The 24,735-nt window shown below is 74.1% G+C and carries 21 protein-coding genes; 9 read left to right on the top strand and 12 right to left on the bottom strand.

The window, feature by feature from the left end:
- Positions 1–13: 13 nt before the first annotated feature.
- Positions 14–1,189: a cysteine desulfurase family protein gene (locus BM339_RS00105; RefSeq protein WP_024935352.1), complete on the bottom strand. Its 1,176-nt coding sequence runs from the start codon at positions 1,187–1,189 to the stop codon at positions 14–16.
- A 165-nt stretch (positions 1,190–1,354) separates the two neighbouring features.
- Here BM339_RS00105 and BM339_RS00100 point away from each other — a divergent pair, with 165 nt between their 5' ends.
- From BM339_RS00100 to BM339_RS50545, 3 genes are all read left to right on the top strand, one after another.
- Positions 1,355–1,888, top strand: a complete 534-nt coding sequence (locus BM339_RS00100; protein ID WP_075019582.1) for a TetR/AcrR family transcriptional regulator — start codon at positions 1,355–1,357, stop codon at positions 1,886–1,888.
- 120 nt (positions 1,889–2,008) lie between these two features.
- A complete protein-coding gene (locus BM339_RS00095; RefSeq protein WP_075019581.1) occupies positions 2,009–3,226 on the top strand; it encodes an MFS transporter in 1,218 nt (405 codons plus the stop codon).
- 55 nt (positions 3,227–3,281) lie between these two features.
- A complete protein-coding gene (locus BM339_RS50545) occupies positions 3,282–5,090 on the top strand; it encodes a serine/threonine-protein kinase (protein ID WP_075019580.1) in 1,809 nt (602 codons plus the stop codon).
- A 48-nt stretch (positions 5,091–5,138) separates the two neighbouring features.
- On the opposite strand, the gene BM339_RS00085 is transcribed toward BM339_RS50545, so the two are convergent.
- The 8 genes from BM339_RS00085 to BM339_RS00050 form a co-directional block, all read right to left on the bottom strand.
- Positions 5,139–6,089 carry an electron transfer flavoprotein subunit alpha/FixB family protein gene (locus BM339_RS00085; RefSeq protein ID WP_021599674.1) on the bottom strand — a complete coding sequence of 317 codons (951 nt, stop codon included), beginning with the start codon at positions 6,087–6,089 and terminating at the stop codon, positions 5,139–5,141.
- Positions 6,090–6,112: 23 nt separating this feature from the next.
- Positions 6,113–6,892: an electron transfer flavoprotein subunit beta/FixA family protein gene (locus tag BM339_RS00080; RefSeq protein ID WP_075019579.1), complete on the bottom strand. Its 780-nt coding sequence runs from the start codon at positions 6,890–6,892 to the stop codon at positions 6,113–6,115.
- 196 nt (positions 6,893–7,088) lie between these two features.
- Positions 7,089–8,423 carry a hypothetical protein gene (locus BM339_RS00075; protein ID WP_075019578.1) on the bottom strand — a complete coding sequence of 445 codons (1,335 nt, stop codon included), beginning with the start codon at positions 8,421–8,423 and terminating at the stop codon, positions 7,089–7,091.
- Positions 8,424–8,485: 62 nt separating this feature from the next.
- A complete protein-coding gene (locus BM339_RS52240; protein WP_083597128.1) occupies positions 8,486–10,399 on the bottom strand; it encodes a serine/threonine-protein kinase in 1,914 nt (637 codons plus the stop codon).
- A gap of 52 nt (positions 10,400–10,451) precedes the next feature.
- Entirely contained in the window at positions 10,452–11,255 is an 804-nt protein-coding gene (locus BM339_RS00065; RefSeq protein WP_083597126.1) for a serine/threonine-protein kinase, read from the bottom strand.
- A 65-nt stretch (positions 11,256–11,320) separates the two neighbouring features.
- Positions 11,321–12,271, bottom strand: coding sequence for an acyl-ACP desaturase (locus tag BM339_RS00060; protein ID WP_021596127.1), 951 nt, complete (start codon positions 12,269–12,271; stop codon positions 11,321–11,323).
- 211 nt (positions 12,272–12,482) lie between these two features.
- A complete protein-coding gene (locus BM339_RS00055; protein ID WP_021596126.1) occupies positions 12,483–13,250 on the bottom strand; it encodes an SDR family NAD(P)-dependent oxidoreductase in 768 nt (255 codons plus the stop codon).
- Between the two features lie 66 nt (positions 13,251–13,316).
- On the bottom strand, positions 13,317–13,982 hold the full coding sequence (locus BM339_RS00050; protein WP_024936683.1) for an NADPH-dependent F420 reductase: 666 nt from the start codon (positions 13,980–13,982) through the stop codon (positions 13,317–13,319).
- 97 nt (positions 13,983–14,079) lie between these two features.
- Between BM339_RS00050 and BM339_RS00045 the strand changes: the two genes are divergently transcribed.
- Positions 14,080–14,484 carry a winged helix-turn-helix transcriptional regulator gene (locus BM339_RS00045; RefSeq protein WP_075019575.1) on the top strand — a complete coding sequence of 135 codons (405 nt, stop codon included), beginning with the start codon at positions 14,080–14,082 and terminating at the stop codon, positions 14,482–14,484.
- Positions 14,485–14,496: 12 nt separating this feature from the next.
- On the opposite strand, the gene BM339_RS00040 is transcribed toward BM339_RS00045, so the two are convergent.
- The gene (locus BM339_RS00040) at positions 14,497–15,279 is read right to left on the bottom strand and encodes an enoyl-CoA hydratase/isomerase family protein (protein WP_021596123.1); all 783 of its coding nucleotides are present in this window, start codon (positions 15,277–15,279) and stop codon (positions 14,497–14,499) included.
- A gap of 176 nt (positions 15,280–15,455) precedes the next feature.
- Between BM339_RS00040 and BM339_RS00035 the strand changes: the two genes are divergently transcribed.
- Together BM339_RS00035 and BM339_RS00030 are read left to right on the top strand one after the other, a co-directional pair.
- Complete coding sequence (locus tag BM339_RS00035) at positions 15,456–18,485, top strand: DEAD/DEAH box helicase (RefSeq protein WP_075019574.1); 3,030 nt, start codon at positions 15,456–15,458, stop codon at positions 18,483–18,485.
- Positions 18,485–19,276, top strand: a complete 792-nt coding sequence (locus BM339_RS00030; RefSeq protein ID WP_075019573.1) for an SWIM zinc finger family protein — start codon at positions 18,485–18,487, stop codon at positions 19,274–19,276. Before BM339_RS00035 ends, BM339_RS00030 begins: the two co-directional genes overlap by 1 nt.
- Here BM339_RS00030 and BM339_RS00025 read toward each other — a convergent pair.
- Positions 19,273–20,454, bottom strand: a complete 1,182-nt coding sequence (locus tag BM339_RS00025) for a sensor histidine kinase (RefSeq protein ID WP_075019572.1) — start codon at positions 20,452–20,454, stop codon at positions 19,273–19,275. The two genes, BM339_RS00030 and BM339_RS00025, sit on opposite strands and share 4 nt — an antisense overlap.
- A 156-nt stretch (positions 20,455–20,610) precedes the next feature.
- Between BM339_RS00025 and BM339_RS00020 the strand changes: the two genes are divergently transcribed.
- Positions 20,611–20,868 carry a helix-turn-helix transcriptional regulator gene (locus BM339_RS00020; RefSeq protein ID WP_200871999.1) on the top strand — a complete coding sequence of 86 codons (258 nt, stop codon included), beginning with the start codon at positions 20,611–20,613 and terminating at the stop codon, positions 20,866–20,868.
- Positions 20,865–21,458: a hypothetical protein gene (locus tag BM339_RS00015; protein ID WP_021596118.1), complete on the top strand. Its 594-nt coding sequence runs from the start codon at positions 20,865–20,867 to the stop codon at positions 21,456–21,458. Before BM339_RS00020 ends, BM339_RS00015 begins: the two co-directional genes overlap by 4 nt.
- Here BM339_RS00015 and glgP read toward each other — a convergent pair.
- Positions 21,455–24,058, bottom strand: coding sequence for an alpha-glucan family phosphorylase (gene glgP / locus BM339_RS00010; protein WP_075019571.1), 2,604 nt, complete (start codon positions 24,056–24,058; stop codon positions 21,455–21,457). The two genes, BM339_RS00015 and glgP, sit on opposite strands and share 4 nt — an antisense overlap.
- Before the next feature lie 309 nt (positions 24,059–24,367).
- Between glgP and BM339_RS00005 the strand changes: the two genes are divergently transcribed.
- Positions 24,368–24,735 (top strand): maltotransferase domain-containing protein (locus BM339_RS00005; RefSeq protein ID WP_143118250.1); only part of this gene is annotated, 368 nt, incomplete at its 3' end.

The raw sequence follows: 24,735 nt of genomic DNA, 5'->3' as shown, positions 1-24,735 counted from the left end.
AAACCAGGACAGATCAGCTGAGACCGGCGCGGCGGGCGCGCTCGACGACCGGGCCGATCGCGTCCGCGAGGGCCTTGACGTCGGCCTCGGTGCTGGTGTGGCCGAGCGAGAAGCGCAGCGAGCCGCGGGCCCGCTCGGGGCTCGCGGCCATGGCAGTCAGGACGTGGCTCGGCTGCGACACGCCCGCCGAGCACGCCGAGCCGGTCGAGCAGGCGATGCCGCGCGCGTCCAGCAGCATGAGCAGGGCGTCGCCCTCGCAGCCGGGGAAGGAGAAGTGCGCGTTGCCGGGCAGCCGGTCGTCGGGGTCGCCGTTCAGGACGGCCTCGGGCACCGCGGCGCGGACGGCGTCGATCAGCTGGTCGCGCAGCTCGGTGAGGCGGCGCGCCTCCGACTCGCGGCGCGCGACCGTGGCCTGGACGGCGGCGGCGAACCCGGCGATGGCAGGGGTGTCGAGCGTCCCGGACCGCACGTCGCGCTCCTGGCCGCCGCCGTGCAGCAGCGGCACCGGCTCCAGGAACACCGGCGGCTTCGGCTTGGCCAGCAGCAGCGCGCCGACGCCGAGGGGGCCGCCGAGTTTGTGGCCGGTGACGGTGAGGGCCTGCGCCCCGCTCGCCGCGAACCCGACGGGCAACTGCGCGGCGGCCTGGACGGCGTCGGTGTGCAGCGGGACGCCGCGCTCGCGGGCGGCGGCGGCCAGTTCGGCGACGGGCTGGACGGTGCCGACCTCGTTGTTCGCCCACATCACGGTGGCGAGCGCCACGTCGTCGCCGGAGCCGAGCGCCGCGGCGAGCGCCTCCGGAGTCACCCGGCCGAGCCCGTCCACCGGGACCCACTCGATCTTGGCGCCCTCGTGGTCGGCGAGCCACTGCACCGCGTCGAGGACGGCGTGGTGCTCGACGGCGCCGGCCAGCACGCGGGTGCGGGACGGGTCGGCGGCGCGGCGCGACCAGTACAGGCCCTTGACGGCGAGGTTGTCGGCCTCGGTGCCGCCGGAGGTGAACACGACCTCGCTCGGCCGGGCGTCGAACGCCTCGGCGATGATCTCGCGGGACTCCTCGACGACGCGGCGCGCCCGCCGTCCGACCGCGTGCAGCGAGGACGGGTTCCCGAGTTCGTGCAGTTCTGCGGTCATCGCCTCGATGGCCTCGGGCAGCATCGGGGTCGTCGCCGCATGGTCGAGGTAGGTCACCACGCGCTCAACATTAGCCGCGCGCCGCCTGTTCCCTCCGGGCGCCCGGAGGGTTGGCCCGGGGGCGCCCGGCCGATGGCCCGGCACCCGCCGCACCCCCGCGGAATACCTCGCCTTGACCTGCGGTTGGCCTCTATACCGTCCAGCCGGTACAGTGGAGTCGCCATGAAGAGACAAGCCCTCCTGGACGCCGCCGAATCCGTGCTCTCGGAGCAGGGGACGCAGGCGCTGACGCTCATCGCGGTCGCCGAGCGCGCCGGCGTGAGCAAGGGCGGGCTGCTCTACCACTTCCCCACCAAGGAAGCGCTCGTCCGGGCGATGGTGGCGCGGGTCATCGAGGAGTTCGACGACCTGATCGCCTCCTACATAGACTCCTACGGGGAGGGCGCCACGGGCGCCTACACCCGGGCGTACGTCGAGGCCACCTTCGAGATCCTCACCGGGGAGGCCCGCGCGTACCGGCGATGGTCGGCCATCACGGCCGCCGCCGCCGACCCGGAGCAGGCCGAGCCGCTGAACGAGGCCATGCGGCGCTGGCACGGCCGAACCCCCGAGGACGACCCCGACCCGGGCATCGCGATGATCGTCCGGCTGGCGGCCGAAGGCCTCTGGGAGGTGGTCAGCCATGATCCCGGGCTGTACGACGCCGACCGGCTCGACGCGCTGAAGCAGCGGCTGCTGAGCCTGCTGGAGCGCTGACACCGGGGCTCGCGCCCCCTCACCGCACCGTCCGTCCGGACCCGCACGCGTCTGGACCGTTCCATGACGTCCGTCACACGATCGGGGCGCCGCCCCGCCGAGCCTGGAGAGAGGTGAACGATGCTGTCGCGTGCCCGCTGGGGGACGTCCCTGACCTTCGCGCTGGCAGGCCTGCTGACCGGAGTGTGGGTGGCCCGCATGCCCGCGCTGGCCGGCAAGTTCGGGACGAGCGAGGGCGAGATCGGCATCGTCGTCCTCGTCTGGGGCATCGGCGCGATCGCGGCCATGCAGGCGCTGCGCGCCCTGATGGCGCGTGCCGGCAGCCGCGCCGCCCTGCGCGCGGCGCTGCCGCTGACGGCGCTGTCCTACGCGGCCGTCGCCCTCGCCCCGTCCTACGGCCTGCTCCTCGCCGCCGTCGCGCTGTTCGGCATGACGTTCGGGATCACCGACATCGCCATGAACGCGCAGGGCAGTGTCGTCGAGCAGGCGTACCGGCGGCCCGTCCTGAGCGGCATGCACGCCGGCTGGTGCGCGGGCGCGATGAGCGGCGGCCTGTTCGGCGTCCTCACGGCCGCGGCCGGGCTCGGGTTCACCGGGACCGTGCTGGCCGCCGCGCTGCTGTCGCTGCCGGCGGCCCTCGCGCTCGGCCGCACCTACCTGCCCGACCCGCCGGCGCCCGCCGCGGCCGGGACCGGGCGCGGGGCGCGCCGCCTGCCCGCCGCCGTCTACCTGATCGGCGCCCTCGGGTTCATCGCGTTCATGACCGAGGGGTCGATCGCCGACTGGAGCGGGCTGCTCCTGCACGAGGAGCTGGGCGCCACCGAGGCCGTCGCCGCGGCCGGCTACCCGGTGTTCGAGCTGGCGATGCTGCTCGGGCGGCTGGCCGGCGACCGGATCCGGATGCACGTCGGCACCCGCCGGCTGATGATCGGCGCGGGGCTCGGCACCGCGGCCGGCATGACGGTCGTCGTGCTGGCGCCGGCCCCGCCGGTCGCGATCGCCGGGTTCTTCGTGACGGGCCTCGTGGTCTGCACGATCGTCCCGACGACGATCTCGCTGGCGGGCACCGCCGCGCCGGACCGCCCGGCCGCGGCCGTCGCCCAGGTCGGCGCGATGGGCTACGGCGGGCTGCTGCTCGGCCCGGTGGTGGTCGGCTTCCTCGCGGACGCCACCTCCCTCCGCGTCGGCGTGGGCACCGTCGTCGTGCTCGCCCTGGTCATCGCCGCCGGCGCCCGCTTCGTCCCGCTGCGCCCGGCCAGGGCCGCCGCCGTCCCGGCACCGGCCGAGGCCCCGGCCGGGGATCCAGGCGATACCCGCCCCGCGCCGGTCGCCGCCTGACGCCCGATCCGATATAACCCCTTCTGATCATCGGTTCGGCGCTGGGGGCGGATTCATGAGCGGGTGGCGGGTTCCGGGGTACAGCGAGCTGAGGCTGCTCGGCGAGGGCGCACAGGGCCGGGTCGTCCTCGCCCGGCACGACGCCACCGGGCGTCCCGCGGCGATCAAGTACCTCGCCGGCGCGCTGCTCGGGGACGAGGGGTTCCGGGAGCGGTTCCGCGGCGAGGCCGACCTGCTCAGCCGGCTCCGCAACCCGTTCGTCGCCCAGCTGTTCGGGCTGGTCGAGACGCCGGACGGCGCCGCGATCGTCATGGAGGCCGTGGACGGGGCGCCGCTGAAGGCGGTGCTCGCCGAGCGGGGCCCGCTGGCGCCGGAGGCGGCGCTGGCGCTGCTCAAGGGCTCGCTGCTCGGGCTGGCCGCCGCGCACGGCCTCGGCATCGTCCACCGCGACTACAAGCCGGCGAACGTGATCGTGCGCGGCGACGGGCTGAGCAAGCTGATCGACTTCGGCATCGCGGTGGACGCGGGCGCGTCGGGGCGCGCCGGAACGCCCGTCTATATGGCGCCCGAGCAGTGGCGGGACGAGCCCGCCTCCCCCGCGACCGACGTCTACGCGGCGGCGTGCGTGTTCTACGAGTGCGTGACCGGGCGCCGCCCCTACACGGCCGAGGACCCCGCCGGGCTGATGGGCCGCCATCTCACGGCGCCGATCCCGGTGGAGGACGTCCCGGAGCCGCTCCGGCCGCTGATCCAGAGCGGGCTGGCCAAGAACCCCTGGGACCGCCCGATGGGCGCCGCCGCCTTCGTCACCGAGCTGGAGTCGGTCGCGGCGGGCGCGTACGGGGCCGACTGGGAGGGACGCGGCGTCCGCACGCTCGCCGGGACGGTCGCCGCGCTGTCCGTGCTGTTCCCGCTGACCGCGCTCGGCCTCGGCTCGGGCGGCGCGTCGGCGAGCGCCGCCGGGGCCGCGGGCGCCGCCGGGGCGGGCGGAGCCGCCGGGGCCGGTGGCGCGGGCGGCGCGGGCACGGCGGCGGGTGCGGCGGGCAAGGGCGTCATCGGCACGCTCGGGGCGAAGGGGGCGGCGGCCGTCGCGGGCGGCGCCGCCGCGGTGGCCGTGGGCGGCGGCGCGGCGGTCTACGTGGCCACGGCGGACGAGGCGCCCAAGCCGGTCGTGGCGCGGCTCGCCGCGCTCAGCGAGCCCGCGCGGAGCATCGGCGGCGGGAAGACGTTCCAGGCGCAGGGCCGCATCGTGCGCGTCTCGGGCGGGGACCCCGCGGTCACCAGGAAGATCAACCAGGCCCTGCGGGCGCCGCTCGAACAGCGCTGGGAGAAGACCCGCGGCGGGCTGCGGGACATCGGGTCGGGCGCCTACACCGACGTCGTGACCCCGCAGATCCTCATGCGCAACGACCGGCTGCTGTCGGTCTGGTACAAGGTCGAGCTGCGGGGCGAGCGCGGGTCCGGCTGGGACCAGTCGCAGGCCGCGACAGTCGACCTGCGGACCGGCGCGTCCTACCGGCCGCTCGACCTGTTCCGCGTCCCGACCGACCAGGGCCTCAAGCCGCTGGACACGAAGATCAAGGCGCATCTGCCGGAGGGCTCCTACTGCTACGGCGACCGGAGCCCCTCGCCCGGCGCGGTGGTCCCGCGCGGCACCGACGACCCGTCCAGGTTCGTCAAGTCCGGCGAGGTCACCATGGCCCTCACCCCCGCGGGCCTGCGCGTGGCCTTCTACGGCGCGATCCTGGGCTACGAGTCCGCGTGCGGCCTGCTCGACACGGTCGTCCCCTACGCCGAGGTGCGCGACATGGTGAAGCCCGCGCTGCTCAAGGCCGTCCCGTACCCGTCGCCGAAGCGCTCGTAGCGTGCGGCGGCCCCGGCGACGGGCGTCGCCGGGGCCGCGCGCGGAAGATCACTTGCGCTTGTTGATCTCCTCGGTGAGCTGCGGCGCGACCTGGAAGAGGTCGCCCACGATGCCGTAGTCGACGAGCTCGAAGATCGGCGCCTCGGGGTCCTTGTTGATGGCGACGATGGTCTTCGAGGTCTGCATGCCGGCCCGGTGCTGGATGGCACCGGAGATGCCGACCGCGATGTACAGCTGCGGCGACACGGTCTTGCCGGTCTGGCCGACCTGGAACGAGTGCGGGTACCAGCCGGCGTCGGTCGCGGCGCGGGAGGCGCCGACGGCCGCGCCGAGCGAGTCGGCCAGCCCCTCGATGATCGTGAAGTTCTCGGCGCCGCCGACGCCGCGGCCGCCGGAGACCACGATCGCGGCCTCGGTCAGGTCGGGGCGCTCGCCCTTCTCCTGGACGACCTTCTCCACGATCTTCGCGCCCTTGTCGGCGTCGGACAGCGTCACCGACACCTGCTCCTCGGCCGGGGTGGCCGCGGACGCCTCGGGGGCGACCGAGTTCGGCCGGACGGCGATGATCGGCGTGCCGGTCCGCACCTTGGCGTGCGCGATGATCCCGCCGCCGAAGATGGAGTGCTCGCCGACGAACCCGTCGGCGACGTCCACCACGTCGGTGAGCACGCCGGAGCCGGTCTTGACCGCCAGCCGGCCGGCGATCTCCTTGCCCTCGGCGGTCGCGGCGACGAGCACCGCGCCCGGGGACTTCTCGCTCACCAGCTGGGCGAGCAGCGCGGCCTTGGGGGCGACGACGTAGGCGGTCAGCTCCTCGTCGGCGGCCACGTAGACCTTGCCGGCGCCGTACTCGCCGAGCCGGTCCCTGGCGTTCTCGTAGCCGGGCCCGACCCACACGGCGGCGGCCTCGCCGAGCCGGTTCGCCAGCGTCAGCAGTTCGAGCGTGACCTTCTTGACCTCACCGTCGACGTGGTCGACGAGGACGAGAATCTCAGCCATCGGTTCCTAATCCCCTTCCCCGCTCAGACGAACTTCTTCGACGCGAGGAACTCGGCGATCTTCGCGCCGCCGTCGCCCTCGTCGGTGACGATCTCGCCCTTGGCGCGCGGCGGCGCCTCGGCGAAGTCGACCACCTCGGTCGCGGCGTTCGCCAGGCCGACCTGGGCGGCGTCGATCCCGGCGTCGCCGAGGCCGAGCGTCTCGACCGACTTCTTCTTGGCCGCCATGATCCCCTTGAAGGAGGGGTAGCGCGGCTCGTTGATCTTCTCCACGACGGACACGACCGCGGGCAGGCTCGCCTCGACCCGGTCGAAGCCGTAGTCGGTCTGCCGCTGCACCTTGATGGACGTCCCGTCGATCTCGACCTTGTTGGCGAGCGACAGCTGCGCGACGCCGAGGCGCTCGGCGAGCATCGCGGCGAGCACGCCGGTGCGCGCGTCGGTGGACTCCGAGCCGAGGACCACCAGGTCGAACCCGGTGCGGCCGAGCGCCTGCTGGATCGCGTAGGAGGTCTGCAGCGCGTCGGAGCCGGCGAGGCCCTCGTCGTTGAGGTGCACGGCCTTGTCGGCGCCCATGGCCAGCGACTTGCGGATGGAGTCGGTGGCCTTGTCGGGACCCATGGTCAGGACGGTCACCTCGCCGCCGTGGGCCTCCTTGATGCGCAGCGCCTCTTCGATCGCGTACTCATCGAGCTCGTTGATCACACCGTCCGCCGCGGCGCGGTCCAGCGTGCTGTCATCGGACTTCAGCTTGCGCGGGCTCTCCGTATCGGGAACCTGCTTCACCAGGACGACGATGTTCATGGCCGGTGGCCGACCTCCCTGCACTCAGTTGGCCGCTGAGGTAAGCGGCAGAGGGGCGCCGCCCATGACGGGTCGACGCGGACATGCGCTTTCGTGGTCACAGCCTGCCAAACACCCGAACGTGCTTCGGAGCCGGGTCCCTGATTCGGCCGTGCGCCCTCATGTTACTTGCGAGTAGCCTCATGGCAAAATCGCCTCACCACCGGTCGACGGCGTGCTGGAAGCGGTCGACCGCGCTCTCCAGCGTCTGCTGGAGCCCGTACATCGGGGAGAAGCTCGGCGTCAGCGTCATGGCGCCGACGCCCGCGAGCAGGCACAGCACGCCGAGCCCCAGGGCCGCGGCGGCGACGGCCCGCGGCCGCCGCGCCACGGGCAGGAACATCAACTCCAGCCGCCGCCTCGGGGCGCTCACGCCCGGCGCCGTCCACAGCGCCGCGGCACCGGCCCCGGCCCCGAACGCGCAGGCGGCGAGCGGGTCGACGTCACCGCCGACCACCGACGCCGCCGCGAGGCACAGCGGGACCGCGACCGCGAACACCGCCGCGTAGGGGACGGTCAGCAGCGTCCGCCCGAACGCCCACCCCCAGCCGCGCGCCGCCGTGCCGGCCACGCGCAGCAGCGTCACCGCGCCGAGCGTCAGGACCAGCCCCCCGATCGGCACCATGATCACCACCCCGACGCCGATCACCACCACCATGGCCGCCAGCAGCCGAGCCCACCCCCGCACCACCGCGCTCTCCCGCGCGGGCTCCGCACCCGGCGCACCAGCGGACCCCGTGGGCGCGGCGGACCCCGTGGGCGCGGCGGAATCCGGGGGCGCCACGGAATCCGAAGTCGTGGGCGGGGGCGGGGTCGGGGTGCGGTGGGATGGGGGCGTGGCGGGCGCGGGGCCGGGCGGGAGGTCTAGGACGGACGCCGCTTCAGCCAGGTCCGCTGCCGCTGGGCGTGCCTGCGGGTCGGGGTGCGCGGCGGCGGTCACCAGCGGGCGCAGAGCAGCCGGCAGTGACTCGGCGGGGGCGTCCGGGCGGCCGGTCGCCGCGAACGTCACCGTCGCGGCCCACGCCCGGACGTCGTCCGCGGGAGCGGCGCCGGTGGTCAGTGCGAAGTCGACGACCACGGGCGCGTCGTCCACGACCAGGACCGTCTCGGGCCCGAGCCCGCCGTGCGCGAGACCGGCCCGGTGGATGGCGGCGAGCGCCCTGGCGAGCCCGGCGGCCATCAGGCGCAGCGCGTCCCCCGCCATCGGCCCCCGGGCGGCGATCGTCTCCCCGAGCGGCCTGCCGGGCACGAACCGGGTCACGACGAACGGGCGGGGGCCGGCGGGCTCGCCGTCCAGGACGTCCACCGCGTAGGGGCTGAGCACCTCGCGCATGCGCTCCACGTCGGGCGCGGCGCCCTCCGGGAGCATCCTGATCGCCACGTCGCCGCCGTCGGGCCCCGTGGCGCGATGGACGCCACCGGTGCCGCCGCCCGGCCTGGACAGCAGCCGGTACGGGCCGATGTACGCCTGGTGGCTCGTCTCACCGCTCATATGGGTCGCCACCCTACCGAGCGGAGGCGTCCGGCCGGGCCCGTCCGGAAGGGACGGGTCCGTCAGGTACCGGGGACGCTCGAGACGAGGTCGCGGACGTCGTTGCGCAGCCCCTCCAGGCTCTGGCTCATGCCGTCCACCGGAGTCGTGTCGGGCGGCTGCTTCTGCGACATCACCACCAGCACCGTGGCGAAGATGCCGAGGATCAGCGCGCCCGCGAGGGCCGCCTCGGCGCGCGGCAGCAGCGCGCCCCAGATGCGGGCGAGCTGGCGGCGGGGCGCGCCGCTGCCCGGCGCGAGGCACAGCAGCCCGATCACCGCCATGGCCGAGTACGCGATGGCCTTCGAGGCGGTCATGTCGGGCTTGGCGAAGATCAGCACGCCGAGCAGGATCACGCCCGCGACGCCGCTGAGCGACGTCCACAGGGCGGTGGACATCAGCGCGCCCGGCAGGTGCAGCGGCGTCCGGAACGCGGCGGCGACCGCGTCGCCCGAGCGGGGGCCGCGCCGCGTCTGCCGGCCCTCCATCCCCTTGGCCGCCTTGTCGCCCATGCGCAGCACGAGCACCCCGGCGACGGTGACGCCGAGCGCGAGCAGCGGCGCGATGTTGGCGAAGCCGAGCAGCGCGACCAGGACGAGGAGGCTGAGCACCCGGTACCAGCCGTACGGTTTGCGGCGTTCCCGGTCGGCGCGCTCGCGCTCGCGGTCGGCGCGGGCCTGGTCGGCGACGCGCCGCTGCGCGTCCTGCGTCTGCGGGTCGTAGGGGCCGCGCTGCAGCGCGCCCGGCGGGGGCTGGCCCGGCGGGGGCGCGTACTGCGGCGGGTACCCGCCCTGCTGGTACGGGCCCTGCTGCGGGCCCTGCTGCTGCGGCTGGGCGTAGCCGCGCTGCGCGAACTGCTCCCCGGCCTTGAACGGCGCCGGCGCGGGCGGCGGGACGGGCGGCGGCGCGGCGGGCGGCAGCTGCCCCACGAAGTCCTTCGGCTGCGCCGGGACGGGTGCGGGCGCCGGGATCGCCGACCCGCCGGGCGCCGTCGGCCGGGCCGCGGAGTCCTGCGGGTCCGGCAGCGGCATCGAGAACTGCCGGGAGTGGTCGGCGGCGGGGTCGTCCACCGGCTGCGACGTGCCCGGCGACGGGTAGTGCTGGTCGACGCGGGTCTGGTCGGTGATCGTCGCTTCGAGGTGGATCCGCCGGGTGAGCTGCACCAGGTTGACCGCGGTCGGGCGCTCGGCCGGGTGCCGCGCCATCGCCGACCGCAGCACGGGCAGCAGCGCGTCGGGCACGCCGTCCAGGTCCGGCGTGCCCTGCATGATCTTGTAGAAGATCGACTCGAAGGTGCCGGAGCCGAACGGCGGGCGGCCGGTCGCGGCGTAGGCGACCGTCCCGGCCCAGGCGTGCACGTCCGAGGGCGGGCCCGCGTCCTCACCCTCGATGATCTCGGGGGCGAGGTAGCCGGGGGTGCCGATGACCATGCCGGTCGCGGTGAGCCGGGTGGCGTCGGCGGCCTGCGCGATGCCGAAGTCGATCACGACGGGCTCGCCGTCCACCAGCATCACGTTGCCGGGCTTCATGTCGCGGTGCACGATCCCGGCGCCGTGGATCGCCGACAGCGCCGCCGCCAGCCCCACGCCGAGCCGCTGCAGGCCGGGCCCGTAGATCGGCCCGGACTCCTCGACGATCTCCTCCAGCGTCCGGCCGGGGACGTACTGGGTCACGATGTAGGGGCGGTCGGCGGTCACGTCGGCGTCGAGGATCTCCGCGACGTGCGGGCTGTGCACCCTGCGCATCGAGTCGACCTCGCGGGCCAGCCGGCGGCGCGCCGTGGCGTCGCCCGCGACCGCGGGCCGCAGCACCTTGATGGCCACGTTGCGCCCCTCGGGGTCGGCGCCGAGGTAGACGACGCCCATGCCCCCTTCCCCCAGGGTCTGGAGCACGCTGTAATGGCCGATTCGGTCCCCGGACGTGACAGCTCCCTTCATCGTTTCCGAAACCCTACCCTCGCTGATCGAGCCGGGGCGGATCCGGCCGGCATCAGACCGCCACTCCGTCGCGCGGCGTGGCGAGGGCGCCGGCGAACCACCGCGCGGGCGGCCGCTCGGACGGGACGCGGGCGAACGCCGCCCGCAGGAGCCCGGCCAGCGGGGCCGGGACCCCGTCGATGTCGGCCTGGCCGCGCAGGATCCGGAAGCACACCCCGTGCAGCGAGCCCCGCCCGAACGGGGGCCGCCCCGTCGCCGCGTACGCGACCGTGGCCGCCCACGAGAACACGTCCGACGCGGTGGTGGCGCGCTCCCCCTCGATCAGCTCGGGCGCCAGGTAGGCGGGCGTCCCCACGACCAGCCCGCGCTTGGTGAGCTGGTCGGCGCCCGACTCGTGCGCGATGCCGAAGTCGATCAGCGTCGGCCGGTCGCCCATGACCATCACGTTGCCGGGCGACACGTCGCGGTGCAGCACGCCGGCGTCGTGGACGTCGCCGAGCGCGAGCGCCAGCCGCCGCGCGAACCGGACGAGCCGGTCGGCGCGCAGCGGGCCGTACGCCGGCACCAGGTCGCTCAGCGGGCAGCCCGGCACGTACTGCATGACCACGTGCGGCCGCTCCGCCGAGACGGCGCCGTCCAGCAGCCGGGCGACGTAGGCGCTGCGCACCCGCGCCTGCGCCGACATCTCCCGCGCCAGCCGGCTGATCGCCTCCGGCTCCCCCGCCAGCTCCGGTACCAGTTCCTTGACCGCGACCTCGCGGCCGTGGGCGTCCATCGCCAGGTACACCACGGCCGTGCTCCCCCGGCCGATCTCGTCCAGCAACCGATACCCGCCCAGTCGCCGATGCGTCCCCATGCTCCCTTTGACGCCGGAAAACGACCTCGCGTTCCCGCCCTTCGGCGTACGGAGGGGGCCGGCGCTCAGCCCTTGCGGGCGGCCTGGCGGGCGCGGCGCTCCTCCCGGCGGGTCTCGAACTTGGTGGCGGAGGCGTCGAGCTGCTCCAGGTACTCCACGAGTTCCTCGCGGGCCTTCTCGCCGTCACCGGTCAGGTCGGTGCGGTCGAACACGCCCCACTTGCGCAGCACCGGGACGAGCACGTCGTCGTGGTGCAGGCGCAGGTCGTAGATGCCGGCGTTGGCGATGACGACGGACTTGCGCATGAACCCGTCGATGCTGTGCCCGGGCATGTGGAACGTCGTCACCACGTCGGTGATCGCCCGCATCGTCTCGTTCGGGCTGGCCTCCAGCGCGGCGGCCATCAGGTTCCGGTAGAAGATCATGTGGAGGTTCTCGTCGGCGGCGATGCGGGCCATCATCTGCTCGCAGACGGGGTCGCCGGACGCCTTGCCGGTGTTGCGGTGCGACACGCGGGTGGCGAGCTCCTGGAACGACACGTACGCCGTCCCGTGCAGGAACGAGTCGCCGTGGTCGGCCTCGTAGCCGGCCTCCATGTGGTGCATGCGGGCGCGCTCCAGCGCGATCGGATCGACCGCGCGGGTCACCGTCAGGTAGTCGCGCAGGACGATGCCGTGCCGGTTCTCCTCCGCGGTCCACCGGTTGACCCAGGTGCCCCAGGCGCCCTCGCGGCCGAACACGGTGGCGATGGCGCGGTGGTAGCCGGGGAGGTTGTCCTCGGTGAGAAGGTTGACGATGAGCGACTCGCGCGCCTCCAGGCTCAGCTTCGACTGCTCCAGCGACCACGCCTCGCCGCCGAGCGGGCCGTCGAAGTCGGTCCCCTGGCTCCAGGGGACGTACTGGTGCGGGAACCATTCCTTGGCCATGGACAGGTGCCGGTTCAGTTCCTTCTCGACCACAGGCTCCAGGTCGAGCATGAGGCCGGTCTGGAACTTCTCTTCGGGGGTCACGGACATGCGGTTCCTTCACTGGACGACGTGGTCTGCCGGACGGTTCTCCGCCGCGAGGGCGGGCTCGGAAAGGCGCCCAGCAGGCCGTACCCACAACCTACTCAAGCGTAGGTTCGATCGTCGCCACTCCGCGTGACCCCCGTCAAGTAACCCCCGTTACAAGCAACCCGCGGGAACTTTTGTAGACCGGAGCACAAAGACGTGTGGTGCCCCTTTGTCACCGGGTTTCCGCCGCCTGTTGCCACATGCGGTTCACCGCGGCTCTGAGCAGCGGCCTCGGCACGAGCTTCAGCGCGGGGAACGCGGCCTTGTACTGCGCGCCCGGTACGCAGAGCGCGCGTCCGGCCGACACCGCCTCCAGGCCCGCCCGCGCCACATCGTCGCGGCGCAGCCACAGGAGGCTGGGCGGGACGTCGTCCTCCGTGCGGGTGAACCCCGGGCACAGTGCCGTGACATGGACGCCCCGGCCCGCGACCTCGGAGTGCAGGCTCTCGGAGAAGGACGCGACGTACGCCTTCGTCGCGCCGTAGGTCGCGCTGCCCGGCGACGGCGCGAAACCCGACATGGACGCGACGTTCAGCACCCCGCCCCGGCCGCGCGCGACCATCCCCGGCAGGACCGCGTGGGTGAGCCGCACCAGCGCGGCGACGTTCAGCTCGATCTGCGCGAGGTGGTCGTCGAGCGGGAGGTCGGCGAACGCTCCGAAGGCGCCGTGGCCGGCGTTGTTGACCAGCAGCTCCACGGGCTCGGTGCGCAGCCGCCCCTCGACCTCGGCGCGCTGCCCGGGGTCGGTGAGGTCGGCCGCCAGCACCTCCACGGCGACCCGGTACCGCTCGACCAGCTCGCGGGCCAGCCCGTCCAGCAGCTCGGCCCGGCGCGCCACGATCACCAGGTCGGTGCCGCGGGCGGCCAGGAGGCGGGCGAAGCTCTCCCCGATGCCGCTGGACGCGCCCGTCACGAGCGCGGTCCGGTATGCGTGTCGCATGGCGGGAGATGCTATCCGTCGTTCTTCACAACCCCGGGCAGCACACTCAAAAACATGAATAACGGTTTAGTGCGCAAGTTCCGACGTGCGCCGCGGTTCGCCGGCGGCGGCCTCGGGCGGCGGCAGCATCGCCGCCGGGTCCTCGCCCGCGACCCACAGCCCGACCACGAACGCGGTGGCCGCCTCCAGGAGGCCGGCCCTCGCCAGGCGGCCGCCGTCCATCGGCACGCAGCCGAGGTCGGTCACGAGCGCCCGGACCACCGCCAGCGCCTCCTCGTCGTCCCCGCACAGCGGGACGCCCAGCGGGCGCCCGCCGAACACCGGCGGCGTCATGCGCCACACGCTCTCGTGGCACATGGTGAACGCCTTGACGACCCGCGCTCCGGTCGCGTCCGCTATCCGGCGCGCGGCCGACGGCCCGTCCCCGGTCTTGAGCCGCTCGAACGGCGGCTCCATCGGGTTGGTGCAGTCGATCAGCACCCGTCCCTCCAGCGGACCCGCCCGGCGCAGCGCGTCCGGGACGCCCTCGTGCCAGACGGCGAGGAGCACCGCGTCCCCGGACTCCGCCGCCTCCCGCAGCGTGCCGCCGGACGCGCCGTGCCCGATCCGCTCGGCCAGCGCGACCGCCTTCGCCGGCGTCCGCGCCCCGATCCGCACCTCGTGCCCCTTGCGCGCCCACTGCGTGGCGAGCGCGTCCGCCATGGCGCCCGCGCCCAAGACTCCGATCCGCATGCCGTCCTCCCGTTCGATTACCTTCGGACGGGACGCTAGGCGAGCCGTCGCGCACCATCCGGTGCGTATCGGGAGAGGCAGGATGGCGGGCGGATCCATGGACGAACACGAATTCATCGCCGACTGCCGGACGCGGCTCGGCCTCGACCTGCTGTCCGGCACCTGGACGGGCGTCGTGGTCTGGACGCTGCGGCACGGCCCGCTGAGGCCGAGCGAGATCCGGGAGCGGATCGGCGGCATCAGCCACAAGGTGCTGACCGGGACGCTGCGCCACCTCGAGCGGAACGGGCTGGTCACCCGCCGCCGCTACGCCGAGGCGCCGCCGCGCGTCGAGTACGCGCTGACCGGCCCGGGACGCGGGCTGCTGGAACCCCTGTCCGCCCTGGGCCGCTGGACCGAGCGCCACGCCGACGAGGTGCTGGACGCGCAGGACCGCGCGGACGGCCCGCCCGTCGACCCCGCGCTCCGGCCGGTGAACCCCACCGCGGTCAGCGGCCGGTGAACCCCACCGCGGTTAGCGGCCGGTGAACTTCGCCTTGCCGGGGCCTTCCTCCATGAAGCTCTTCATGCCGGCCGCCTGGTCCTCGGTGGCGAACAGGGCGGCGAACTGCGTCCGCTCGATCTCCAGCCCGGTGTCGAGGTCGGCCTCCATGCCGCGGTCGACGGCCTGCTTGGCGGCGCGCAGCGCGATCGCGGGGCCGCCGACGAACGTGGCCGCCCACTCCTTGGCGGCGGTGTAGACGGCGTCGTCCGGGACGACCCGGTCGACCAGCCCCATCGCGAGCGCCTCCGGCGCGGCGACGTGCCGGCCGGAGAAGATCAGGTCCTTGGCCCGCGCCGGGCCGATCAGCCGGACCAGCCGCTGCGTGCCGCCCGCGCCGGGGATGATGCCGAGCTGGATCTCCGGCTGCCCCACCTTCGCGCCCTCGCCGGCGACGCGGAAGTCGGCGGTCAGCGCGACCTCCAGCCCCCCGCCGAGCGCGTACCCGGTGATCGCGGCGATGACCGGCTTCGGGATCCCGGCGAGCGCCTTGGCGAAGTCCTGCAGGAGCCGCGAGTGCCCCGCCGACATCTCGGCGTACGACATCGGGGCCATCTCCTTGATGTCCGCGCCCGCCGCGAAGACCCGCTCGCCCCCGTACAGCACGACGGCGGCGACCGCCTCGTCCTGCGTGACCTCCCGGGCGGCGTCGATCAGCTCGCGCTGCATCTGGGCGTTCAGGGCGTTCATCTTCGGACGGTCCAGCCTGATCGTCGCGACCCCGTCCTCGACCTCGACCCGTACGAACTCGCCCACGGCGATCCTCCTGTGCACACTCGGCTGCGGACGTCCCGAGCCTAACCAGAGGGCAAGGGCACACCGGCGGCCGGGCGCGGTGAGTGCGGCGCGGAGCCGTCCGAGTGGCCGGTGTCGGGCAGCGCGACCGCTGTGATGCCCGGGAACGTCAGGGGCTGCTGGTAGCTTCGGGGACCATGCTCGTCGCCCACGCCACCTGGCATGGCGGTGCGCTCTGCCTGTGGGCCGAACGCACCGGCCCGCACGAGCCGTCACCGGACGTCCACCCCTTCGCGACCTGCGACTTCACGGGGACGTCCTACGAGCCGCTCGTCCGCACGGCGTTCCGCGTCGAGCTGGCGATGTCGCTGCCGACCCTGGACGGCCGCCCGCTGCCGTCCGCCGAGCTGGGCCCGCAGCCGGTGCCGGACGAGCCCGAGCTGCGCCCGTGGCGGGTGCCGGCGCTCGTCCTCGAACCGTTCCCCGCGATGGCGCTGCTCCAGGCCGCCGAGCACAGCGCAGACGTGGTCCCGGGCACCGACCTGCGGTTCCTGTGCATGCTCGCGGACGAGGCGGTGAGCCTCACCGGGCGCGGCCACGTCCTCCCGGCCCTCCTGCGCGAGGACGGCGACCTCGTCGCCCGCTGGCGCCCGGTGATCGACGACCCCGCGCGCTTCCGGGCGCTGGCCCGCGCGATGCCCGCCGCGTGCCGCGCCGCCGGCGGCGGGCGTCCCGCCGCCGAGGTGCTGCGGGAGGCGCTGTCCGGACTGGTCGACACGGCCGTCCGGGGCGTGGTGCCGCATCCGCTGCTGGTGTCGCGGCGCAAGGAGCCCGACCGGCTGCCGCTCGCGGAACGCTGGGTGATGGCGCTGACCGGCCCGTCCGCCGCGGTCGCCCGCGAGCCTCGCGACGACCCGGACGACCTGATCGCCGAGCTGGACGCCTGGGCCGCCGCCGCGCGCCGCCCGTCCGGCCCGCTGCGCGTCTGCTTCCGCCTCGCCGAACCGGGGGCCGAGGAATTCGGGGACGGGGAATTCGGGGACGGGAAGCTCGAAGACGGAGAGCGGGAGGCGGGGGACGACTCCTGGCGGGTCGAGTTCGCCCTCCAGGGCACCGACGACCCGAGCCTCTACGTCCCGGCGTCCATGGTCTGGGGCGGTGAGGCGACGTCGATCCCGGACGCCGAGGAGACCCTCCTCGGCGGGCTCGGCCGCGCGCTGCGCCTGTTCCCCGACCTGGCGCCCGCGCTGGACGGCCCGGCGCCCGCCGAACTGCTCCTCGACACCGCGGGGGCGTTCCGGTTCCTCCGCCAGACGGCCGCGATGCTCGCCGCCGCCGGGTTCGGCGTCCTGCTCCCCCAGTGGGCGGGCAAGGCGAAGCTCGGCATGAAGCTGACGGCAAGCCCCGAAGACCCCGAGGCGTCCTCCGGCGCCGCCGCGCCGTCGGGCTTCGACCTGAAGGCCATGGTCGACTTCCGCTGGGACCTGGCCATCGGCGACGACAGCATCGACGAAGCCGAGCTCGAAGAGCTGGCCCGCCTGAAGACCCCGCTCGTCCGGCTGCGCGGCCGGTGGGTCGAGCTGGACGAGGAGCAGCTCGAAGCCGCGCTCGACTTCCTGCGCCACCCGCGCCGGGGGCGCATGACCGCCGCCGAGGCGATCCGCGCGATCGTCCACGCGGGCGACGACGCCCTCCCGCTCACCGGCGTCGACGCGGGCGGCCCCCTCGGCGACCTGCTGTCCGGCGAGGCCGACCGCCGCCTCACCCCCATGCGCACCCCGGACGAGCTGGACGCCGAGCTGCGCCCCTACCAGGAGCGTGGCCTGGCCTGGCTGACCTTCATGAACGACCTGGGGCTGGGGGCGCTGCTGGCGGACGACATGGGGCTCGGGAAGACGATCTCCGTCCTGTCGCTGCTGGTCCACGAGCGGGAGGACGGCGCGCGCCCGGCCCCGACCCTCGCGATCCTGCCGATGTCGCTGGTGGGGAGCTGGCAGCGGGAGGCGGCGCGGTTCACGCCGAAGCTGCGCGTCTACGTCCACCACGGGACGGGGCGGCATCGCGGCGAGGACCTCGTCGCGGCCGTGGCGGGCGCCGATCTGGTGCTGACCACCTACGGGACGGCGACGCGGGACGCCGAGACGCTCGCGCCGATCGAGTGGGGGCGGGTCGTCTGCGACGAGGCGCAGGCGCTGAAGAACAGCGGGACGCGGCAGGCCAGGGCGGTGCGGAGCATCCCGGCGCGGAGCCGGATCGCGCTCACGGGCACGCCGGTGGAGAACCATCTGACCGAGCTGTGGTCGATCATGGAGTTCGCGAACCCGGGGCTGCTCGGGCCGCGCGGCGAGTTCCGGCGGCGGTTCGCGATCCCGATCGAGCGGGAGGGCGACGAGCAGGCGGCGCTGGCGCTGAAGCGGGCGACGCAGCCGTTCATCCTGCGCCGTCTCAAGACCGACCGGTCGATCATCTCCGACCTGCCGGAGAAGCAGGAGATCAAGGTCTACTGCAACCTCACCACCGAGCAGGCGTCGCTCTACCAGGCGACCGTGGACGACATGCTCCGGCAGATCGCCGAGGCCGACGAGACGCAGCGGCGCGGGCTCGTCCTGGCGACGATGGCCAAGCTCAAGCAGGTCTGCAACCACCCGGCGCAGCTGCTCAAGGACGGCTCGCGCCTCCCCGGCCGCTCCGGCAAGCTCGAACGGCTGGAGGAGATCTGCGCCGAGGTCCTGGAGCAGGGCGAGAAGGCGCTGGTCTTCACCCAGTACGCCGAGTTCGGCTCGATGCTCCGGCCCTATCTCGCGGCGCGACTCGAAAGTCCGGTGCTGTGGCTGCACGGCGGGACGTCCAAGCAGCAGCGCGACGACCTGGTCCAGCGGTTCCAGGAGGACGACGAGCCCTCGGTCTTCCTGCTGTCCCTCAAGGCGGCCGGGACGGGCCTGACGCTGACGGCCGCGAACCACGTCGTGCACGTCGACCGCTGGTGGAACCCGGCCGTCGAGGACCAGGCGACCGACCGCGCGTTCCGCATCGGCCAGACCCGCAACGTCCAGGTCCGCAAGTTCATCTGCGTCGGGACGATGGAGGAGCGCGTCGACGAGATGATCGAACGCAAGAAGGCCCTCGCCGAGTCGATCGTCGGAACCGGCGAGGACTGGCTGACCGAGCTGTCGGTCGCCGAGCTGCGCGACGTCCTGCGGCTGTCGCCCGAGGCGGTGAGCGACTGATGTCCGAGCGACCGATGGGCGAGCGCATCCGGGCACGCACCAAGCGCGGCTCGATCGGCACCCAATGGTGGTCGCGGCGCTTCATCGACCTCGTCGAGTCGTTCGCCGACCCGGGCCGCCTCCAGCGCGGCCGGACCTACGCCCGCAAGGGCACCGTGGTCGGCCTGAAGGTCGAGCCGTACGAGGTGACCGCGAAGGTGCACGGCTCGGCGCCCGAGCCGTACGAGGTGGCGCTCACCATCGACGCGATCGGCGCGGACGACTGGCGCGCCGTGGAGAAGGAGCTGGCGTCGCGCGCGGTGTTCCGGGCGCGGCTGCTCGCCGGGGAGATGCCCCCGGAGATCGAGTGGGTGTTCGCCGAGATGGGCCTCGCCCTGTTCCCGGGATCGGCGTCCGACCTGCACCTGATGTGCGACTGCCCCGACTGGGGCGATCCGTGCAAGCACGCCGCGGCCGTCCTGTACCTGCTGGCCGAGGCGTTCGACGACGACCCGTTCCTCATCCTCCGGTGGAACGGGCGGGGGCGCGAGCAGTTGCTGGCCGCGCTGCGCCGCGGAACCGCGACCGAACCCGACCCCTTCGACATCGAGGACGAACCCCTCACCGCCGCCGGTTTCTGGACGCCGCCGACCGGCCTGGCCCGCCTGCGCGACCGTCCGCCCGCTCCGCCCGTCCCGCCCGGCTTCGTCCTCCAGGTGGCCACTCCCCCGCCGGTCAGGATCCGCCGCCGCCCCCTCCCGGACGTCCTGGCCCCCGCCTACGAGGCCCTCGCCGGAGACGACGACGGCTAGAGCGGCAGGTGGGCGCGGACCTTGAAGCCGCCGTCCGGGCGCGGGGCCGCGTCGAGGGTGCCGCCCAGGGCCTTGGCCCGGTCGCGCATGCCGCGGATGCCGCTGCCGTCCGCCGACGGCGGCGGGGAGGCGGCGCCCCTGTCGTCCACCCCGTCGTTCTCCACGCTGACGGTCACGGCGCCGTCGTCGTACTCGATGCGGACGAGCACGGAGCTCGCCTCGGAGTGCCGGGTCACATTGGTGAGGGCCTCCTGGACGATGCGGTAGGCGGCCAGGTCGGCCTCGGCGGGCAGCGGGCGCGGGTCGCCCTCGACCTCGGTGCGGATCTCGATCCCGGCCGCCGCGATCCGGCCGGTGAGCTCGTCCAGGCGGGCGAGGCCGGGGGCGGGCGCGACCGGGGCGGCCTCGTCGACCTGGCGCAGGACGCCGAGGGTGGCGCGCATCTCGCGGAGGGTGTCCTTGCTGGCCTGCTTGATCGCGGTGAGGGCGTCCTCGGCGCGTTCCGGCTCGCGGCGCAGCCCGTGCAGCGCGGCGGTGGCCTGCACGTTGATCAGCGAGATGTTGTGGCCGAGGACGTCGTGCAGCTCGCGGGCGATGCGCAGCCGCTCCTCGATGGCGCGGCGGCGGGCCTCGGCCTCGCGCCCGCGCTCGGCGATCCGGGCGCGCTCCTCGGCCTCGCGCAGGTAGGCGCGGCGGTTGCGGACGACGCCGCCGATCGCGACGACCGCGACGAACCATCCGACGAGCAGGAACCCGGCGGCGTCCGCGAGATGGTCGACGTCGTCGCGGCTGTCGGCGACCACGGTCGCCACCACCGAGACGCCCGCGAGCGCGGCGGCGGCCGCGAGGTGGCCCTCGGCCGCCGCCGTGTACAGGGCGATGACGAACGTGATCAGGGCGGGGCCGTCGGGATCGGTGACCGGGTAGTAGACGGCGCAGGCGGCGAGGGTGACGGCCGCCACCACGACGGGATGGGAGCGGCGGAAGTACAGCGCCCCGCAGGTGACGGCGAGCAGCGCCCAGCTGTAGAGCGGCATCCGCGTGGGCGGGCCGGTGTGCGTCGAGACGAGCGTCATCGCGGCCAGGGCGGCGAAGAAGCCGCCGGCCAGGAGCGCGTCCGCCGTGCGCCCTTGCGGCAGCCGCGGGACCGGCCGCTCGCGTCGGTCTCCTAGTCGCACGTGCCCATCCTGCCAGGGCCCGTCCACTTGCATGTCTGCGATGAGATGTAGTACTTCTACTATTACCCGAGGCAAGGATACGACGAAATATGCAAGAGCCCGTACAAGGGCAGGGTGACGGGTGAGAGCGCCGACGACGCGGAGGGCCGGGCGGTGATCCGGAAGAGCGACCCGGTGCCCGCCGGCAAGGAGCACGTCCACAACCGGATCACGGTGCTGCGGGCCGAACGCGGCATCTCGCGCCGCGACCTGGCCGCCGCCCTCGGAGTGCACTACCAGACGGTCGGCTACCTGGAGCGCGGCGAGTACAGCCCCAGCCTGCACCTCGCCCTCCGGATCGCCGAGTACTTCGAGGTGCCGGTCGAGGTCGTCTTCTCCCTCGAACCGTTCCCGAGGATCGGAGACACGCCATGACGAACGACGCAGGATGGCTGGAGCGGTCCCGCCGCAAGCGGGCGGACCGCCTGGCGGCCCTGGACGACGAACTGGAGCGTCGGCTGCCCGCCCGCTACGCCCGCCGGCGCCCCCGCCGGGTGCTGGCGGGGGCGGGCGCGGTCACGCTGGGCCTGTTCTGGGTGGACGCCGCGGTGTCGTGGGCGCTGGCGCCCAGCGACACCGCGATGATCAGCAACTTCGTGATCCTGGGCGTGCTCGTGGTGGTCGGCTTCCCGCTGGCCGGCCAGTTGATCGCGGTGACCCGCGGGCTGACGTCCAAGCGCGAGCGGGAACTCGACGAGCGCCAGCTCACCGCGCGGCTCCGCGCGTTCGCCACCGCGCACCGGGCCACGACGTACGTGATGATCGCCGTGGTGCTGGCGGTGTCGGTCGCGGACCGTGACGGCCGCGATTCGCAGATCCCCGGCGCCGCGCTCTTCCTGATCCTGTTCGCCCTGCTCGTGACGCACGCCCTCCTCCCCCTCGTCGTCGCGGCCTGGCAGGCGGCCGACCCGCCGGCCGACGAGGACGAGGACGAGGACGGCGAGACCGGAGAGGCCGCGGCCTAGCGCAGGTCGCCGTTCGTCATGCCCTGCGGTGCCGGCGGCAGCGCGACCAGGCCCAGCTCGGCGAGCCCCGGCAGCATCGGGTGGCTCGGCACCACGCGGACGCTGTAGCCGAAGGCGCCGCTGCGCCCGAGGGGGACCTCGCCGGTGTAGCGGCGCCGCCCGTTCTCCACGGGCGCGCTCTCCGCCAGTTCCAGGTAGGACGGCCCGACGAGCGCGTCGCTGTCGTCCACCCGGCCGTAGGCGACCTCCACGGCCACGTCCTCCGGGTCGAGGCCGCCGAGGTCGACGACGACGCGGACCGCCAGCCGCGTCCCCACCTGCGGGCTCTCCTCCCCGTTGGACTCGACGTGCTCGACGGCGACGCGCGGCCACGCCGCGCGGACCCGCCGCTTCCACGCCGCCAGCTCCCGGGCGCCCGCGAACTTGTCGGCCACCATGGCCCGCTCGGACGCGGCGGCCGGGGCGTAGAGGTCCTCGACGTAGTCGCGCAGCATCCGGGACGCGAGCACCTTCGGGCCAAGGGTGGCGATGGTGTGCTTCACCATCTCCAGCCAGCGGCGCGGGAGATCGGCCGAGTCCCGGTCGTAGAACGTCACGGACACGTGGTCCTCGACCAGCTCGTACAGGGCGGCGGCCTCCAGCTCGTCCCGCCGGTCGGGGCTCGCGAGGCCGTCGGCGGACGGGATCGCCCAGCCGTTCTGGCTGTCGTACCACTCGTCCCACCAGCCGTCGCGGATCGACAGGTTCAGCCCGCCGTTCAGCGCCGCCTTCATCCCGGACGTGCCGCACGCCTCCAGCGGGCGCAGCGGGTTGTTCATCCACACGTCGCAGCCCTGCACCATCAGCTGCCCGAGCGCCATGTCGTAGTCGGGCAGGAACACGATCCGGTGCCGGACGTCCTCGGACCCGGCGAACCGCACGATGTCCTGGATGAGCCGCTTGCCGCCCTCGTCGGCCGGGTGCGCCTTCCCCGCGATGACGATCTGCACGGGCCGCTCGGGGTTCAGCAGGATCGAGCGGAGCCGGTCCTCGTCGGACATCATCAGCGTGAGCCGCTTGTAGGACGGGACGCGCCGCGCGAACCCGATCGTCAGGACGTCGGGGTCGAGGGCGTCGTCGATCCAGGAGATCTCCGCCTCGCTGGCGCCGCGCTGCCGCCACGACTCGCGCAGGCGGCGCCGCGCGTCCAGCACGAGGCGGCGGCGCAGCAGGCCGCGCATCCGCCAGATCTCGGCTCCGGAGACGTTCCGCACGCCCTCCCAGCCGCGCCCCGACTCCATCACCGACGGCAGCTCCCGCGCGGTGAACTCCAGCACCTCGCGGGCGACCCACGTCCCGGCGTGCACCCCGTTGGTGATGGAGCCGATCGGGACCTCGGAGGTGTCGAACCCGCCCCACAGCCCGCCGAACATCTCCCGGCTGACCTCGCCGTGCAGCTCGCTGACGCCGTTGACGCGCTGCGCGAGCCGCATCCCCATCACGGCCATGTTGAACACGGTGCGGTCGCCGCCGGGGTAGTCCTCGGTGCCGAGCGCGAGGACCCGGTCCAGGGGGACCTGCTCCTCCTCGTTCGCGCCGCCGAAGTACCGGCTGATCAGGTCGCGGGGGAACCGGTCGATCCCGGCCGGGACGGGGGTGTGCGTGGTGAACACGGTGCCCGCCCGGGTCGCCTCCAGGGCCTCGTCGAACGTCAGGCCGGCCTCCGACACGAGCTCGCGGATGCGTTCGAGGCCGAGGAAGCCGGCGTGGCCCTCGTTGGTGTGGAAGACCTCCGGCCCGGGGTGCCCGGTGATGCGGCAGTACGCGCGGATCGCCCGGACGCCGCCGATGCCGAGCAGCATCTCCTGGAGCAGCCGGTGGTCGCCGCCGCCGCCGTACAGCCGGTCGGTGACGTCCCGCGCGGACTGGTCGTTGTCCTCGACGTCGGAGTCGAGCAGCAGCTGCGGGACGCGCCCGACGTGCGCGATCCACACCTGCGCGCGCAGCTCGCTCCCCTTCGGGAGGCCGATGGCGACGCGGACCGGCGAGCCGTCCCGCTCGCGGAGCAGGGTGAGCGGCAGCCCGTTCGGGTCGATCGGCGGGTAGCGCTCCAGCTGCCAGCCGTCCGGCGACAGCGACTGGGAGAAGTAGCCGTGCCGGTACAGCAGCCCGACGCCGAGGATGGGGACGCCGAGGTCGCTCGCGGTCTTCAGGTGGTCGCCGGCGAGGATGCCGAGGCCGCCGGAGTACTGCGGCAGCGCGGCGGTGATCCCGTACTCGGGTGAGAAGTAGGCGATGCACGCCGGCGCGTTCTCGCTAGTAGAGCGCTTCTGGTACCAGCGGGGCGCCGTCAGGTACTCGTGCAGGTCCTCCGCGGTGTCCTGGAGGCGGCGCAGGAACCGCCGGTCCTCCGCCAGGCGCGCCAGCCGCTCCGGTGCGACCTCGCCGAGCAGCCGGACCGGGTCGTGGTGGACGGCCTTCCACAGCGCCGGGTCCACGGCGCGGAACAGGTCGAGCGTCTCGTGGTGCCAGGACCAGCGCAGGTTGAGGACGAGCTCCTCGAGCTGCCGCAGCGGCTCGGGAAGGACGGTGCGGACCGTGAATCGTCGGATTGCCTTCACGCAACGTCACGGTATGCGGTGCGGGGCCGTGCGCGCGACGGCGGGGGACCACACCCTCACCTCGCGGACCGGCCGCCGTCGCGCCGGAGGAACCGCGAAAACCCCGTCCCCGCACGGGCTTCCGCCGCGCCGCCGGGGACCTCCGCGCAGGCCGGGCCGGGTGCTACGGCAGAGCGTTTGCCCAAACTCGACCATCCACAGACCGGCGGTGACCGGCGCGCAGCGCAAAGTTACGGGCGGCCGGACGACGGCAGCCGCCCGATCCCGGGCATGGACGTTTTGTATGTCTCGAACGGGTAGGGGTGGCACATGCACGTCGAGTCCGGAACGTCCAGTTCGACCGGCATTCCGAGGCTCGGTCGCATTCCGATCCTGGATGTGGCGCCGGTGGTGGGGTGCGGCCGGTGGCCTGCCAAGGCGGTGGTGGGTGAGACCGTCGAGGTGTCGGCGACGGTGTTCCGTGAGGGGCACGAGATGCTGGGCGCGGCGGTGGTGCTGCGGACGCCGGACGGGGAGGAGCTGCCGCCGCGGCGGATGGCCGAGGTCGGGGCGGGGCTGGACCGGTGGTCGGCGGAGGTGACGCCGACCGAGATGGGGTCGTGGTCGTTCCGGGTGGAGGCGTGGGGCGACCCGATCGCGCACTGGTGGCACGACGCGCAGATCAAGGTCCCCCGCGG

Origin of the sequence: Actinomadura madurae, from assembly GCF_900115095.1 — a bacterium.
In the GTDB taxonomy this organism is placed as follows: domain Bacteria; phylum Actinomycetota; class Actinomycetes; order Streptosporangiales; family Streptosporangiaceae; genus Spirillospora; species Spirillospora madurae.
The sequence above is the reverse complement of the archived record's forward strand: the minus strand, read 5'-3'. Positions and strand labels throughout refer to the sequence as shown.